Origin of the sequence: Pseudomonas onubensis, from assembly GCF_965653655.1 — a bacterium.
Lineage (GTDB): Bacteria > Pseudomonadota > Gammaproteobacteria > Pseudomonadales > Pseudomonadaceae > Aquipseudomonas.
Genome location: NZ_CBFHAZ010000063.1, coordinates 1 through 13,299 on the forward strand (window position 1 = coordinate 1; position 13,299 = coordinate 13,299).

Below are 13,299 nucleotides of genomic sequence, written 5' to 3' on the forward strand. Positions count from 1 at the left end.
CTCGGACTGGTCTCAATACTGGATACGATAAACCGGCTTAACCGCATAACCTGAACCGCCGTATACGGAACCGTACGTACGGTGGTGTGAGAGGACGGCGGATGTGAATCCGCCTCCTACTCTATGCCCAAAATAAAACGGGGCGCCTGTAGCGCCCCGTAGTATTCAAACGTGTTCAAGCAACGATCAGAGGCTGAACTTCTGCAAATTGGCCATCATCTCTTTCAACGCTTCGATGTTGTCCTTGGGGTGCGCGGCGCCTTCGAAGTCGCAGATCTGCGCCCAGTGCGCCGCCACATCGTCGGGTGAGAACCCGGCCTCTGGGTCAAAACCCACACCCAGGCTGCGTTCCCAACGGGTCTTGCCGATCCAGCCGCCGCCGACTTCGAACAACCCGGAGGTGTCCTGGCATGCCTCGCTACCCAGGTACACCACCAATGGGCTGACCAGTTCCGGCTTGAGGCGCTCGAATACCTGCGGCGGGATCAGGCCTTCGGTCATGCGCGTGCCGCCGGTGGGGGCGATGGCATTGACCAGAATGTTGTTCTTGCGCCCTTCCAGCGCCAGGGTGCGGGTCAAGCCATACAGACCCAGCTTGGCCATGCCGTAGTTGGACTGCCCGAAGTTGCCATAGATGCCCGAGGTGGACGCGGTAAAGATCACGCGGCCATAACCCTGCTCGCGCATGTGCGGCCAGGCGGCGCGGGTGACTTTGTAGGCACCTTCGACATGCACGCGGTAGACCAAATCCCAGTCACTGTCGTCCATCTTGTGGAAGGTCTTGTCGCGCAGGATGCCGGCGTTGTTGACCACCACGTCGACACGGCCGAACACGTCGAGGGCATGCTGGACGATCTTGTCCCCCTCGGTTACGGAGTCATGGTTGGCCTCGGCAGTACCGCCCGCTTCACGGATCTCAGCCACAACACGGTCGGCGGCCGAGGCATTCGCGCCTTCGCCCTGGGCCGAACCGCCGAGGTCGTTGACCAGCACTTTGGCCCCGTGCCTGGCAAACAGCAGCGCATGGGCACGGCCCAACCCGCCGCCGGCACCGGTGACGATCACGACCTTATCCTGGAACTGCACTGACTCACTCATACCGAACTCCGTTGGCGACATTGGCAATGGGTTGAGTGTCACGCACGCAGCCGTGGGTCACAATAAACACGGCCGAGGCTGAATGGTGCTCGATAAGGCAGCGGGATGATTAAATCGCTGTTGTGGCGAGGGCGCTTGCTCCCGCTGGGCTGCGCAGCAGCACCGGATTGGCCTCAGGAGTAAGCTAATCGCGGCGCCAGCTGACCAATGCGTTCACGAAACCCCAGGTAATGCTTGAGCACCAGCACTGGCGCTTCGATCTGCGGGTAGTGGCCGATATTGGCCAGCGACACCGAGTCAGCATTGGGCACCAACTGGTGATAACGCTCCACCATGTGCGCGCCGGAAATGGGATCGACTTCGCCGTCGATCACCCGCAACGGCACCTCATCGCGTTGCATCGCCGCCACCCAACGTTCACGCATACGCCGGCGCTGGGGGATGTAAGCAATCAACTTATGCAGGATGCGCGGACCGTCATTGCAGTCAATCAGGCTCCAGAAGTCATCCAGTGCACTTTCACTGGGCCGCGTGTTCGGGCCGAAAATCTGGCTGAAACTGTTCGACAAGGCATTACGCCCAAAGGCGCGGCCGATCATCCAGCCGAGTGGGCTGAGCAAGAGTTTCTGCACCAGCGCCGGGCGATGGGTCTCGGGAAACAGCCCGCCATTGAGGAACACACAGCTGGCCATCTGGAAGCGACCGTCGTAATGGCGCGCCAGTAATTCCTGGGCCACGCTGTCGCCATAGTCATGGGCCAACACATGCACGGGCTGTTCCACGCGCAAGTGTTCGAGCAGCGCCTGTTGCAGGTCAGCTTGCTCCAGCAGGCAGTAATCGTGGTTCAACGGCTTGGCCGAATCGCCAAAACCGAGCATGTCGCAGGCGATCACCAAGTTGCGCTGGGCCAGGGGCTGCCACAGGTAATGCCAGTCCCAACTGGCGGTAGGGAAGCCATGAATCAGCAGCAAGGGCTCACCCTGCCCCGCCACCCAGTAACGGATCACGTGGCCACGAAAGAGGAATTCCTGGCCACGTTTGCGCCAGGCTCTGAGCGGTATCTCGGCGAGTGGCATCAGCTTTTATACCCGGGATCTTGCAGGTCCAATTTACGCAACAGCGCCGGCCATGCCAGCGCCCCCCCCATACCCTGAGCGCTTTTTGTGACAGCCGCCACCATCGCCTTGGCCCCCGCCAGAATCTGCGGCTCGATGGCAATCAATTCGGCGCCGCCGTTTTGCGCCAGCACCTGGATGTCGCACGCGCGCTGGAAGGTGAACATCATTAAAAACGTGTCGGCGATGGAGCCGGCGCAGGTCAACAGGCCGTGGTTGTGCAGCATGAGGAAATTGTTATCACCGAGGTCCGCCTGTAAGCGGGCCTTCTCCTCAGGGTTGAGCGCCACGCCCTCATAGGCGTGATAGGCCAGGCTGGACAAGACAAAGGTGGATTGCTGGCTGATCGGCAACACGCCCTGCTTCTGCGCCGATACCGCAACGCCCGCGGCGGTGTGGGTGTGCAGCACACAGACCACATCGTGGCGCACTTCATGGATGGCACTGTGGATGGTGTAGCCAGCGGGGTTGATCTCGTAAGGGCTGTCCATCAGCTTGTTGCCGGCCTGATCGACCTTGACCAGGCTCGACGCCGTTATCTCATGGAACATCAGGCCATAGGGGTTGATCAGGAAATCATCGGTGCCCGGCACCTTGGCGGAAATATGCGTGAAGATCAGGTCGTCCCAGCCATGCAGCGCCACCAGGCGATAGCAGGCCGCCAAGTCGACGCGGGTCTGCCATTCGGCAGCGCTGACCTGGTCTTTGACATTCTGTGGCGATAGAACAGGGGCTAGGCTCACGGCAACAACCTCCTTGGTTCGCTTTATTATTATTTTTTTGGATGAGGGGCCAGTCTAGTCAGACGCCGTGGCGCAAGGAGTTGCCTTGGCAGCCAGCTTGATGACTGAGCGAGTCAGTCATGAGAATAGTACAAACGGTGTCAGAGAAGTGCCGCCAATAAAGGCACGGCGAACAAGTTGAGCAAGCCCGTCAGCACCATCACCAGGCCCGCCACCGAGCCCTCTTCGCCGCCGACTTCGCGCGCCCGGCTGACGCCCGCGCCATGCGCGCCCACACCGAACAATGCGCCACGGGCCAAGGGTGTACGCAGTGGCAACCATTTGAGTAAAACGCCGCCGAGCATGGCGCCGAACACACCGGTGAACATCACGAACACCGCCGTCAGTTCCGGCACGCCGCCAAGGTCCGAGGACACCGGCATGGCAAAGGGTGTGGTGATCGAGCGGGGTAACAGCGACATCGTGACCGAACTGTTCAAGGCCAGCGCCTTGGCCAGCCCGAACGAGGTGCCTATGGAGGCTGCGCTGCCCGCCACCATGCCCAGCAACAATGCCGACCAGTGGCGCGCCAACAAGCGCCGCTGTTGCCAGATCGGCACGGCGAACGCCACGGTAACCGGCCCCAGCACCAGCATCAGCCAGTGAGTGTCGGTGGCGTATTCGGCATAGGCGGTTTTCATCGGCACCGCCACCGCCAGCAGCAGCGCCGGCACCAGAATCAAGGGAGACAACAAGTAGCGGCCGGTGCGGCTATAGATCCAGCGGCTGAACACATAGGCGGCCAAGGTCAGGGCAAGCCAGAACACCGGCATCAGTTCAAGCTTCACGGCGCAGGCTCCAGCGGCAGACCATCTCCACGGTGAACGCAGTCACCAGCATCACCGCCAGTGTGCTGAAGCCAATCACCAGCAGGATGCGCCAGCCGTCATTGCGCACCAGGCCACCGTAGTCGAGCAGGCTCATCAGGGCCGGGATAAAGAACAACAGCATCTCCGCCATCAACACCCCGGCGCCCAGTTGCAGGGCTGCCGGCTTGACCAGGCCACTGGCGAAAGCCGCCAGCAACAGGCCAAGGCCCACCACACCGCCCGGAATCGGCCACGCGAACCACACCGACAGCTGGGTGCCGAGCAGATAAATGGCCAGCAGTACCACCAACTCCGTGAGCAGGCGGCCGAGATGTTTGAAGGTGAAACGTTTCATGGGCTTTGGGTCCTCACAGGCACTCATTTTAATGAGAGCGTCCCCATACCCAAAGCGAATTGTTAGACTGCATGCTATTCCAAACTGGAATCACGCTATGGAATTCAAACAGCTGCGCAGCTTCGTCGAAGTGGTCCACCGCGGGGGCTTTACCCAAGCCGGTAAAACCCTGCACATCAGCCAATCGGCGGTGAGCAAGCAAGTCGCGCAGCTGGAGCAAAGCCTCGGCACGCCGCTGCTGGAGCGCACCGGTTCACACATCCGCCTGACCGCCAGCGGCGAGGTGGTATTGCAGCGCGCCGAGGCCATGTTGCGCCTGCAGACCGAGCTGATCAGTGAGCTGGATGACATGCAACAACTCACGCGCGGTGAGTTGCGTTTGGGCTTGCCGCTGCTCGCGGGCGATACCTTGTTCGCCGGGTTGTTCGCCGAATACCGCCGCCGCTACCCGAAGGTCTCCATCCAATTGCTCGAAGGCGGCAGCCGCACCATCGAGCAGGCGATTCTCAATGGTGAGCTGGACGTGGGCGGCACCTTGATGCCCAGCGACCCGGCGTTCGCCTGGCAACTCTTCTGTGATGAACCCTTGGACGCCTTGCTGCCAATTGACCATCCGCTGGCCGACAACGCCCAGGTTCGCCTGGAAGAATTGGCGGACACGCCGTTCCTGATGTACCAGCGCAGTTTTGTGCTCAATGACCGGCTGATGCAGGCGTGCCAGCAACTGGGCTTCACGCCCAAGGAAATCGGGCGCAGCGGCCAGGCGGATTTTCTGGTTGCCCTGGTCGCGGCCGGCCAAGGCGTGGTGTTGTTGCCCAGCGTAGTTGCCCGTGGGCTGGTGCGACCGGGCGTGGTGCGCCTGACGCTCAAGGCGCCCGATTTCCTGCGCTGGGACATCGCCTTTATCTGGCGTGAGGGCGCCTATCTGTCGAAAGCCGCCCAGGCGTGGCTGGCCTTGCTGCGTGAATTCCCGGTCAAGCGCGCAGTGCAGTGACCAACTCGGCCAGCCACGGCTCAGCGTCAGCTTCCGGGGTCACGCTTTCGCTGGCATCCAGGCGCAGCATCGGCAGCACTTCGCGTACGCCCAGCTCACCGAACAGTTCGCGCATTTGCTCGCCGCCACCGCAGAACGTGTCGCCATAGCTGGCGTCGCCCAGGCCGATCACCGCACCGGGCAGGCCGCGCCAGGCGGCTGGCAGTTGGTCGCGAATGCTCGAATACAGCGGTTGCAGGTTGTCGGGCAGCTCCCCCATGCCGGTGGTCGATGTGACCGCCAGGAACGCGTCGGGGGCAAAGGCCTGCACCTCGGCCAAGGTGGCGCGTGGGTTGTGCCAGGCTTCAAAACCGGCGGCGTTGAGGATACCGGCGGCGTGGCGGGCGACTTCTTCAGCGGTGCCGTAGACCGAGCCGGAAAGGATGGCGACTTTCATCAATCTGATCCTGTGGTTGAGCGAAAGCGTGGGATATTAGCAGCTGATGCAAATATTTCAGCGCACACCGTGCAACATTCAAAAGTTGCCATAGAATTCAGACTCTAAAAACGCGCCATGGACTGCTCAATGATCAACGCCAAACTCATGCAACTGGTGATCAACGCCTCTAACGACGGCATCGTCGTCGCCGAACGTGAAGGCCAGGACAAACCAGTGATCTACGTGAACCCGGCGTTCGAGCGCATGACCGGTTACGCCTTGGACGACATCCTGTATCAGGACTGCCGCTTCCTGCAGGCGGGTGACCGCGATCAGCCGGCGCTGATGGCCATTCGTGATGCCCTCGACAGCGGTGGCGCCTGCCGGGAGATCCTGCGCAATTACCGCAGGGACGGCACGCATTTCTGGAACGAGCTATCGCTTTCCACGGTTTACAACGAGGCCGATAAGCAAACCTACTTCGTCGGCGTGCAAAAAGACGTCACCCTGCAGGTGAAAGCGCAGCAACGTGTCGCGCAGCTGGAAGCCCAGGTGACCAAGCTTGAAAACGAGCTGGCAGCACTCAAGGCGACGAGCGGAATTAACAAAATGTAAAAAATGCAGTCTTTAGAGCGATAATGGCTTTTTAATGCCTCATCCTTGAGCTACATCAATGCACCGCGACGCCCTATTGACGCAGGACGAACTGGATTTCATCCAGGACATGCAGCACAACCCGCAGCTGAACGTGCGGGATGCCTGGTCGAGCCTGACGGTTAATGGCGGTGCGCAGATTCGCGATTTGCTCACGCGGTTGGCCGCGCACGACCACGTCACCATCCAGGCGCAGTTCGACAACCAGCAACTGACCTTCCCGCTGCACTTGGTGGAAGACGAGTTTCATGCGGTGCATCTGCGCTTGGGCGTGCCCAGCATTTTTGAAGACGGGCCGATGATCCGTCCATGGCGCCTGGCCCTTGAAACACCCGTCGCATTGGAGAACGTCAGGGGCAACCCTGCTGCGTTATGGGTGCATGAGGTGTCATTCAAGGGTGTGCTGGTGGAGATTCGCGGCCGGGTCAAACCGCCGAAAACCTTTTCGCTGTGGTTCAGCCCTTCCGGTTACGAGCGTATTGCCTTGCGCGGCACGCTGGAACGGGAAACCGCGCGCGGCCTGTTCGCTTATCGCCTGAACCAGAGTGACGCGGATGAAATCGAACGGTTGCGCCAGTTCATCCTGCATCAGCACCGGTTGGTCCATCCCCACGTACACGCCTGAAATCAGGTGTCCAGGCGGCCTGCCAGAAACTGCTGCAAGCGGCTCTGCATCTGGCGCCCTTCACTGCCCAGGCAACCGATGGGCGAGCCGGCCAGGTTATCCTCGGCCAGATCCGCAGCAGCACCAGCCAGTAACAGCGGGCAATCCAGGGTCAGTGCCAGGCGACTCAGGCGCGCGTTCAGATCATGGTTGTGCGAATGGTTGGAGAAAATCACCAATGCCCTGGGGCGAATCTTTTCACACACCAGTGTCAGTTCATCAAAGGGCTGGCCCATGCCCAGCACTTTCACCGGCGTGTCTTCGTGACTGAGCATCAGCGCCGCTACCAGCAGTTCCAATTTACGGCATTCGCCCGGCATGGCCACCAGCAACACCCGCGGCGCCAGTGAGTTGCTCGCAAGCCTTAAGCGCTCAAAGGTATGCATGCGCAGGAAGGTGTCGTAAAAAAGCCACTCACTGGCTTGGCCGAAACGGCCCTGGTGGCGCAGCAGTTCACTCCAGAGCGGCATCAGGATGTCCTGGAATGCCACGCTCAATGGGTAGGTGGCAAAAATCTGCCCGTAAAGGCTTTCCAACTGACGTTCGTCAAAGGCGCTGACGGCGTGCATCAACCGCGTACGCCACTGTGACCACTCCTGCTCATCGACGCCATTGCCCTCGCCATGGATAGCCAAAGCCTGTAGATCGTCACGTGCGAGGATCTTGCCGACCTTGCTCACCGCCACGCCGCGCTCGATCCAATCGAGAATGCGATTGACGGTCATAATATCGGCGTTGGAGTAGAGCCGATGCCCACTTTCGGTGCGCGTTGGCTGGATCAGGCCATAACGACGCTCCCAGGCACGCAGGGTGACCGGGTTGACACCTGTCATTCTCGAGACATCACGGATCGGGAACAGCTCATCCGGGTCAGAGACGTGAGCCGGGGTATTCTCGCGAGTTTGAGCAGTTATTTCAGGCATCAGAGATCGGAAACATCCATCCAAATGTGGATCCCATTTAACGCTTTTAGACTTGTCCTTTTCAAGGGCTGGCCTGTCAGACCAATGTCACTGGTGTATTTCTTGAAAACAGGAATAATCCTTGCCTGTTTTTTGGTGATGACCTTACCCGGTCGCCACCTGAGTGCGCCGCCTACCCGGCTCAGCGCACCTGATTACTTGGAGATACACAATGTCTACCTCTCCCGTCACCTTGATGGTTGCGCGCCGCGTGGCCAAAGGGCGCTATGAAGAATTGATGGCCTGGCTGCGTGAAGGCGAGCAATTGGCCACCGACTTCCCCGGCTACCTGGGTTCCGGCGTGCTTGCGCCGCCGCCCAATGATGATGAATTTCAGATCATCTTCCGCTTCGCCGATGAAAAAACCCTGCATGCCTGGGAGTTCTCCGCTTCGCGCAGCGCTTGGCTAAGCCGTGGCAGCGAACTGTTTGCCGACCCGTCCGAGCATCGCGTCAGCGGCATCGATGGCTGGTTCGGCGCCGTGGGCGCACGGCCTCCGCGCTGGAAACAGGCGGTGGCGATCTGGCTGGCATTTTTCCCGGTGTCGCTGATCTTCAACTTCGGCCTGGGGCCGCTGCTCAGCGAGCTGGACATGTTTCCGCGTGTGCTGGTCAGTACCCTGGCACTCACGCCGCTGATGGTTTACTTCTTTATCCCGCTCTCGACCCATCTGTTGGCGAGTTGGTTGCATCCAACGCCGACGCCCAAGGCGACCCAAGCCCCCGCTTGAGTACAGGCGTGGCCGGTCGCTGGTATAGTTTCAACCTGCCAGCGACTCGAGCCTCCCATGACGGTAACCAACGCCCCGATCCTGATCACCGGTGCCGGCCAGCGTGTCGGCCTTTATTGTGCCGAGCGCCTGCTGGACGAAGGCCACGCGGTGATTTTCAGCTACCGCAGTGAACGCCCAGGCGTTGAGGCCTTGCGCGCGCGCGGCGCGCTTGGCGTGTTTGCCGACTTCTCCACTGAAGCCGGGATTCTGGCCTTTATCGCCGAGCTGAAAACCCATACCGACAGCCTGCGTGCGATCATCCACAACGCGTCGGCGTGGGTTGCAGAAACACCCGGCGACGAAAGCCGCGCCTTTGCCGACATGTTCAGCGTGCACATGCTTGCGCCGTATCTGATCAACCTGCATTGTTCACCTTTACTGCAACGCTCGACACCGGCCGATATCGTGCACATCAGCGATGACGTGGTGCGCAAGGGCAGCCGCCAGCACATCGCCTACTGCGCCACCAAGGCCGGCCTCGACAGCCTCACGCTGTCGTTCGCCGCGCAGTTTGCGCCGCTGATCAAGGTCAACGGCATCGCGCCGGCGATGGTGATGTTCAACGCGGGCGACGATGCGGCATACCGCGCCAAGGTACTGGCCAAGTCGGCGCTGGGCATCGAGCCTGGGCCTGATGTGATCTACCAGAGTGTGCGTTACCTGCTGGACAACCCGTATGTCACCGGAACCACCCTGACCGTCAACGGCGGGCGGCATATCAAGTAAGCCGTTTGTGAGGATGTTGTATGACCTTATCCCTGCCCCAACACTACCGCGAAATCCTCAAAGGCCTGGGCGAAGACCCGGAGCGCGAAGGCTTGCTCGACACCCCCAAGCGTGCCGCCAAGGCCATGCAGTACCTGTGTCATGGCTACGAGCAGGACCTGGAAACCATCGTCAACGGCGCATTGTTCGCCTCCGATAACGACGAGATGGTGATCCTCAAGGACATCGAGCTGTATTCGCTGTGCGAGCACCACTTGCTGCCCTTTATCGGCAAGGCCCACGTGGCCTATATACCGACCGGCAAGGTGCTGGGCCTGTCGAAGCTGGCGCGCATTGTCGACATGTACGCGCGGCGCCTGCAGATCCAGGAAAACCTCACGCGGCAGATCGCCGACGCGATCCAGCAAGTCACCCAGGCCGCAGGCGTGGCGGTGGTGATCGAAGCCAAACATATGTGCATGATGATGCGCGGCGTGGAAAAACAGAATTCAACCATGAACACCTCGGTGATGCTCGGCGCGTTCCGCGAGTCGAACACCACGCGCATGGAGTTCCTGCAACTGATTGGACGGAGCAAGTAGCAATGCCACAACTTCAACCAGGCATGGCGCGCATCCGGGTCAAGGACCTGTGCCTGCGCACCTTTATCGGCATCAACGAAGACGAGATCAACAACAAGCAGGACGTGCTGATCAACCTCACCATCCTGTATGCCGCCCAGGAAGCCGTGCGCGATAACGACATCGACCACGCGCTGAATTACCGCACCATCACCAAGGCGATCATCGCCCACGTCGAAGGCAATCGCTTTGCCTTGCTGGAGCGCTTGACGCAAGAGCTGCTGGACCTGGTGATGAGCAATGAATCGGTGCTGTACGCCGAAGTCGAAGTGGACAAGCCCCATGCGCTGCGCTTTGCCGAGTCGGTGTCGATAACCCTCGCGGCGAGCCGCTAAGCCTCAAGCGGCTAGGCTTCAAGCCACAAGTTAAAGCCACAAGCTAAAGCCAACCACACTCCAACTTGCAGCTTGAAGCTTGCCCGCTTGAAGCTGTCTCAAAGAGACCACCATGAACGATCAACAACGCCTCGAACTCGAAGCCGCCGCCTTTCGCCGGCTGGTGGCCCACCTGGACAGCCGCAAGGATGTGCAGAACATCGACCTGATGAACCTCTCGGGCTTTTGCCGCAACTGCTTATCGAAGTGGTACAAGGCCGAGGCCGACGAGCGCCACATCGAGCTGAGCCTCGATGACGCCCGCGAAGTGGTGTACGGCATGCCGTATGCCGAGTGGAAAGCCCAATACCAGAAAGAAGCCAGCGCCGACCAACAGGCGGCGTTCGCCAAAGGAAAACCCCATGACTGATTTGAACACCCTGCGCGCCAGCCTCAACAGCGGCGAACATGTTTTTGCCGACACCCTGGCCTTTGTGGCTGCCGGTTACGACTACCAGCCGCAGGCTTTTACCAATGGCGGCGTAGAAAATGCCGCTGGCCAGAATGAGGGCTCGTGCAAGACCTTGGGCCTGGCGCTGCTGGAAGGCTTGAGCGATCAGGAAGCATTGCTGGCGTTTGGAGAGCATTACCGTTCGGTGGTGGCAACGCCAGAGGGCAGTGATCACGGCAATATCCGCGCGTTGATTGCGAACGGCTTGGCCGGCGTGAAGTTCACCGCACAGCCCCTGACCCGCAAATCCTGAGACAGATGCAAATCAAAATGTGGGAGCGGGCTTGCTCGCGAAGGCGGTGTATCAGAGAAATATTCTGTGACTGACACTCCGCATTCGCGAGCAAGCCCGCTCCCACATTTGATCTATGTTGCCCCTAAACCCTGGGCATAAAAAAACCGGCCTCTCAGCCGGTTTTTTTATTTCAACGGGTTTAGAACGAAGCGTCCTTCAAACCGTCGAGGTAACGCTCGGCGTCCAACGCCGCCATGCATCCGGCGCCGGCCGAGGTGATGGCCTGGCGGTACACGTGGTCAGCCACGTCACCGGCGGCGAAGATGCCTTCGATGTTGGTCGCAGTGGCGTTGCCTTCACGGCCGCCTTGTACCACCAGGTAGCCGTCTTTGGCTTCAAGCACGCCTTCGAACAGCGAGGTGTTCGGGGTGTGACCGATGGCGATGAACACGCCGTCGACTTTCAGCTCGTCGAAGCTGCCGTCGTTGTTTTTCAGGCGAGCACCGGTCACGCCCATGTTGTCGCCCAGGACTTCATCCAGGGTGGCGTTGAGCTTGAGGATGATCTTGCCTTCAGCTACACGGGCGTGCAGTTTGTCGATCAGGATCTTCTCGGCGCGGAAGGTCTCGCGGCGGTGAACCAGGGTCACGGTGCTGGCGATGTTGGCCAGGTACAGCGCTTCTTCCACGGCGGTGTTGCCGCCACCGACTACAGCGACCGGCTTGTTGCGGTAGAAGAAACCGTCGCAGGTCGCACAGGCGGAGACGCCTTTGCCCATGAACGCTTCTTCGGATGGCAGGCCCAGGTAACGGGCGCTGGCGCCGGTAGCGATGATCAGCGCGTCACAGGTATAGACACCGCTGTCGCCAGTCAGGCTGTAAGGCTTTTTCGAGAAGTCGACCTGGTTGATGTGGTCGAACACGATCTCGGTTTCAAAGCGCTCGGCGTGCTCTTTCATACGCTCCATCAGCACCGGGCCGGTCAGGCCGTGCACGTCGCCCGGCCAGTTGTCGACTTCAGTGGTGGTGGTCAACTGACCGCCTGCCTGCATGCCGGTAATCAGCAGCGGCTTGAGGTTGGCCCGGGCAGCGTAGACCGCAGCGCTGTAACCGGCAGGGCCGGAACCGAGAATAATCACTCGCGAATGACGGGTATCAGACATGACTCACTCCTATCGACCGCCCGGACCACAAGGCAGCTGGAATAAAAAAGGACCGCGAAGCACTTGGGGAAGGCTTGAACTCGCAGGCCCTGAAAATAATGGGTGCAGCGTATAGAGGGGGGCAAGATTAAGGAAATACGGAATAACAATCCAGCTCATAGGTGGTCTCTATGCAGTCGCCGCGGTTAATCGACACCCTGGTTGCCCAGATGTTACCGCTGATGTCGCCGCTTTCGCCGAAGAGGCAAAGCCGGTAAGGTCGGCGCGTTCGTCTTCTTGCTCGGAGTTATCCATGCCCGCCCCTGCTCTTTCTGGCCCGCAATACCTGCGTGAAGGCCTCAAACTGGTGTTGAGCCCTGGCCTGCGCCTGTTTGTACTGCTGCCGTTGGCGATCAACCTGGTGCTGTTCGTCGGTTTGATCTATTTCGCCGGCCATCAGTTCAGCCTGTGGGTCGACACCTTGATGCCGACGCTGCCTGGCTGGCTGAGTTTCCTCAGCTACATCCTGTGGCCCTTGTTTGTGGTGCTGGTGGTGTTGATGGTGTTTTTCACCTTCACCATGCTCGCCAATATCATCGCCGCGCCGTTCAACGGTTTTCTTTCGGAGAAAGTCGAGGTGGTGGTGCGCGGTACTGACGACTTCCCCGCCTTCAGCTGGGGCGAGTTGATGGCCATGGTGCCGCGCACCCTGGCGCGGGAAATGCGCAAGCTGGGTTACTTCCTGCCACGCGCCATCGGCCTGTTTATCCTGTCGTTCATTCCGGTGGTCAACCTGATCGCCGCGCCGCTGTGGCTGCTGTTCGGCGTGTGGATGATGGCGATCCAATACATCGACTACCCGGCAGACAACCACAAGCTGGGCTGGAACGAAATGCTCGCCTGGCTGCGTCAGAAGCGTTGGCAGAGCATGAGCTTTGGCGGCATTGTTTATCTGGTGCTGCTGGTGCCGGTGGTGAACCTGCTGATGATGCCGGCGGCGGTGGCGGGAGCCACGTTGTTCTGGGTGCGTGAGCAAGGTGCCGAGGCGATGGTGCGGCAGGCGGTCGCCAAGTCATAAATCCATCATCCTAAAGTCACAATGACGACATGGCCCACAGTGACACTGTGG

Annotated in this window: 18 protein-coding genes; 10 read left to right on the forward strand and 8 right to left on the reverse strand. The window is 60.1% G+C overall.

Features of this window, described 5'->3' with window-relative positions; translation table 11 throughout:
• Positions 1–186: 186 nt before the first annotated feature.
• From ACTD9P_RS19215 to ACTD9P_RS19235, 5 genes are all read right to left on the reverse strand, one after another.
• A complete protein-coding gene (locus tag ACTD9P_RS19215) occupies positions 187–1,098 on the reverse strand; it encodes an SDR family oxidoreductase (protein ID WP_438868936.1) in 912 nt (303 codons plus the stop codon).
• Between the two features lie 173 nt (positions 1,099–1,271).
• Positions 1,272–2,174: an alpha/beta fold hydrolase gene (locus ACTD9P_RS19220; protein ID WP_438868937.1), complete on the reverse strand. Its 903-nt coding sequence runs from the start codon at positions 2,172–2,174 to the stop codon at positions 1,272–1,274.
• Positions 2,174–2,956, reverse strand: a complete 783-nt coding sequence (locus ACTD9P_RS19225; RefSeq protein ID WP_438868938.1) for a class II aldolase/adducin family protein — start codon at positions 2,954–2,956, stop codon at positions 2,174–2,176. Before ACTD9P_RS19225 ends, ACTD9P_RS19220 begins: the two co-directional genes overlap by 1 nt.
• 140 nt (positions 2,957–3,096) lie before the next feature.
• Positions 3,097–3,783: an LrgB family protein gene (locus ACTD9P_RS19230; protein WP_200432550.1), complete on the reverse strand. Its 687-nt coding sequence runs from the start codon at positions 3,781–3,783 to the stop codon at positions 3,097–3,099.
• The gene (locus ACTD9P_RS19235) at positions 3,773–4,159 is read right to left on the reverse strand and encodes a CidA/LrgA family protein (protein WP_438868939.1); all 387 of its coding nucleotides are present in this window, start codon (positions 4,157–4,159) and stop codon (positions 3,773–3,775) included. Before ACTD9P_RS19235 ends, ACTD9P_RS19230 begins: the two co-directional genes overlap by 11 nt.
• 97 nt (positions 4,160–4,256) lie before the next feature.
• Here ACTD9P_RS19235 and ACTD9P_RS19240 point away from each other — a divergent pair, with 97 nt between their 5' ends.
• Positions 4,257–5,153 carry a LysR family transcriptional regulator gene (locus tag ACTD9P_RS19240; RefSeq protein WP_438868940.1) on the forward strand — a complete coding sequence of 299 codons (897 nt, stop codon included), beginning with the start codon at positions 4,257–4,259 and terminating at the stop codon, positions 5,151–5,153.
• Here the strand turns inward: ACTD9P_RS19240 and ACTD9P_RS19245 are convergent.
• The gene (locus tag ACTD9P_RS19245; RefSeq protein ID WP_438868941.1) at positions 5,134–5,589 is read right to left on the reverse strand and encodes a flavodoxin; all 456 of its coding nucleotides are present in this window, start codon (positions 5,587–5,589) and stop codon (positions 5,134–5,136) included. The genes ACTD9P_RS19240 and ACTD9P_RS19245 overlap by 20 nt on opposite strands.
• A gap of 129 nt (positions 5,590–5,718) precedes the next feature.
• Here ACTD9P_RS19245 and ACTD9P_RS19250 point away from each other — a divergent pair, with 129 nt between their 5' ends.
• Together ACTD9P_RS19250 and ACTD9P_RS19255 are read left to right on the forward strand one after the other, a co-directional pair.
• Positions 5,719–6,186 carry a PAS domain-containing protein gene (locus tag ACTD9P_RS19250; protein WP_438868942.1) on the forward strand — a complete coding sequence of 156 codons (468 nt, stop codon included), beginning with the start codon at positions 5,719–5,721 and terminating at the stop codon, positions 6,184–6,186.
• 58 nt (positions 6,187–6,244) lie between these two features.
• Positions 6,245–6,850: a hypothetical protein gene (locus tag ACTD9P_RS19255; protein ID WP_438868943.1), complete on the forward strand. Its 606-nt coding sequence runs from the start codon at positions 6,245–6,247 to the stop codon at positions 6,848–6,850.
• A 2-nt stretch (positions 6,851–6,852) separates the two neighbouring features.
• Here the strand turns inward: ACTD9P_RS19255 and ACTD9P_RS19260 are convergent, their stop codons facing one another.
• Complete coding sequence (locus ACTD9P_RS19260; RefSeq protein WP_438868944.1) at positions 6,853–7,812, reverse strand: MerR family transcriptional regulator; 960 nt, start codon at positions 7,810–7,812, stop codon at positions 6,853–6,855.
• Positions 7,813–8,023: 211 nt separating this feature from the next.
• Here ACTD9P_RS19260 and ACTD9P_RS19265 point away from each other — a divergent pair, with 211 nt between their 5' ends.
• The 6 genes from ACTD9P_RS19265 to ACTD9P_RS19290 all read left to right on the forward strand — a co-directional run bounded on the left by ACTD9P_RS19265 (position 8,024) and on the right by ACTD9P_RS19290 (position 11,047).
• Entirely contained in the window at positions 8,024–8,581 is a 558-nt protein-coding gene (locus ACTD9P_RS19265; protein WP_438868945.1) for an antibiotic biosynthesis monooxygenase, read from the forward strand.
• A 57-nt stretch (positions 8,582–8,638) separates the two neighbouring features.
• Entirely contained in the window at positions 8,639–9,349 is a 711-nt protein-coding gene (gene folM, locus ACTD9P_RS19270; protein WP_438868946.1) for a dihydromonapterin reductase, read from the forward strand.
• 20 nt (positions 9,350–9,369) lie between these two features.
• Entirely contained in the window at positions 9,370–9,930 is a 561-nt protein-coding gene (folE, locus tag ACTD9P_RS19275) for a GTP cyclohydrolase I FolE (protein WP_017135090.1), read from the forward strand.
• A 2-nt stretch (positions 9,931–9,932) separates the two neighbouring features.
• Positions 9,933–10,304: a dihydroneopterin triphosphate 2'-epimerase gene (gene folX / locus ACTD9P_RS19280; RefSeq protein ID WP_017135091.1), complete on the forward strand. Its 372-nt coding sequence runs from the start codon at positions 9,933–9,935 to the stop codon at positions 10,302–10,304.
• A gap of 112 nt (positions 10,305–10,416) precedes the next feature.
• Positions 10,417–10,713 (forward strand): DUF1244 domain-containing protein, encoded by a 297-nt coding sequence (locus ACTD9P_RS19285; RefSeq protein ID WP_016971058.1) that lies wholly within the window; start codon positions 10,417–10,419, stop codon positions 10,711–10,713.
• Entirely contained in the window at positions 10,706–11,047 is a 342-nt protein-coding gene (locus tag ACTD9P_RS19290; protein WP_438868947.1) for a HopJ type III effector protein, read from the forward strand. Before ACTD9P_RS19285 ends, ACTD9P_RS19290 begins: the two co-directional genes overlap by 8 nt.
• A gap of 181 nt (positions 11,048–11,228) precedes the next feature.
• Here ACTD9P_RS19290 and trxB read toward each other — a convergent pair whose 3' ends face one another.
• Positions 11,229–12,191, reverse strand: a complete 963-nt coding sequence (gene trxB, locus ACTD9P_RS19295) for a thioredoxin-disulfide reductase (RefSeq protein WP_010206474.1) — start codon at positions 12,189–12,191, stop codon at positions 11,229–11,231.
• 292 nt (positions 12,192–12,483) lie between these two features.
• On the opposite strand from trxB, the gene cysZ reads away from it, so the two are divergent.
• Positions 12,484–13,248 (forward strand): sulfate transporter CysZ, encoded by a 765-nt coding sequence (gene cysZ, locus ACTD9P_RS19300; protein ID WP_438868948.1) that lies wholly within the window; start codon positions 12,484–12,486, stop codon positions 13,246–13,248.
• The last annotated feature ends 51 nt before the right edge of the window (positions 13,249–13,299 follow it).

What these genes read in the sequence shown, in the direction of transcription:
- ACTD9P_RS19215 (WP_438868936.1), bottom strand. Translation starts at nt 1,098, where the DNA reads ATGAGTGAGTCAGTGCAGTTCCAGGATAAGGTCGTGATCGTCACCGGT.
- ACTD9P_RS19220 (WP_438868937.1), bottom strand. Translation starts at nt 2,174, where the DNA reads ATGCCACTCGCCGAGATACCGCTCAGAGCCTGGCGCAAACGTGGCCAG.
- ACTD9P_RS19235 (WP_438868939.1), bottom strand. Translation starts at nt 4,159, where the DNA reads ATGAAACGTTTCACCTTCAAACATCTCGGCCGCCTGCTCACGGAGTTG.
- ACTD9P_RS19240 (WP_438868940.1), top strand. Translation starts at nt 4,257, where the DNA reads ATGGAATTCAAACAGCTGCGCAGCTTCGTCGAAGTGGTCCACCGCGGG.
- ACTD9P_RS19245 (WP_438868941.1), bottom strand. Translation starts at nt 5,589, where the DNA reads ATGAAAGTCGCCATCCTTTCCGGCTCGGTCTACGGCACCGCTGAAGAA.
- ACTD9P_RS19250 (WP_438868942.1), top strand. Translation starts at nt 5,719, where the DNA reads ATGATCAACGCCAAACTCATGCAACTGGTGATCAACGCCTCTAACGAC.
- ACTD9P_RS19255 (WP_438868943.1), top strand. Translation starts at nt 6,245, where the DNA reads ATGCACCGCGACGCCCTATTGACGCAGGACGAACTGGATTTCATCCAG.
- ACTD9P_RS19260 (WP_438868944.1), bottom strand. Translation starts at nt 7,812, where the DNA reads ATGCCTGAAATAACTGCTCAAACTCGCGAGAATACCCCGGCTCACGTC.
- ACTD9P_RS19265 (WP_438868945.1), top strand. Translation starts at nt 8,024, where the DNA reads ATGTCTACCTCTCCCGTCACCTTGATGGTTGCGCGCCGCGTGGCCAAA.
- folM (WP_438868946.1), top strand. Translation starts at nt 8,639, where the DNA reads ATGACGGTAACCAACGCCCCGATCCTGATCACCGGTGCCGGCCAGCGT.
- folE (WP_017135090.1), top strand. Translation starts at nt 9,370, where the DNA reads ATGACCTTATCCCTGCCCCAACACTACCGCGAAATCCTCAAAGGCCTG.
- folX (WP_017135091.1), top strand. Translation starts at nt 9,933, where the DNA reads ATGCCACAACTTCAACCAGGCATGGCGCGCATCCGGGTCAAGGACCTG.
- ACTD9P_RS19285 (WP_016971058.1), top strand. Translation starts at nt 10,417, where the DNA reads ATGAACGATCAACAACGCCTCGAACTCGAAGCCGCCGCCTTTCGCCGG.
- ACTD9P_RS19290 (WP_438868947.1), top strand. Translation starts at nt 10,706, where the DNA reads ATGACTGATTTGAACACCCTGCGCGCCAGCCTCAACAGCGGCGAACAT.
- trxB (WP_010206474.1), bottom strand. Translation starts at nt 12,191, where the DNA reads ATGTCTGATACCCGTCATTCGCGAGTGATTATTCTCGGTTCCGGCCCT.
- cysZ (WP_438868948.1), top strand. Translation starts at nt 12,484, where the DNA reads ATGCCCGCCCCTGCTCTTTCTGGCCCGCAATACCTGCGTGAAGGCCTC.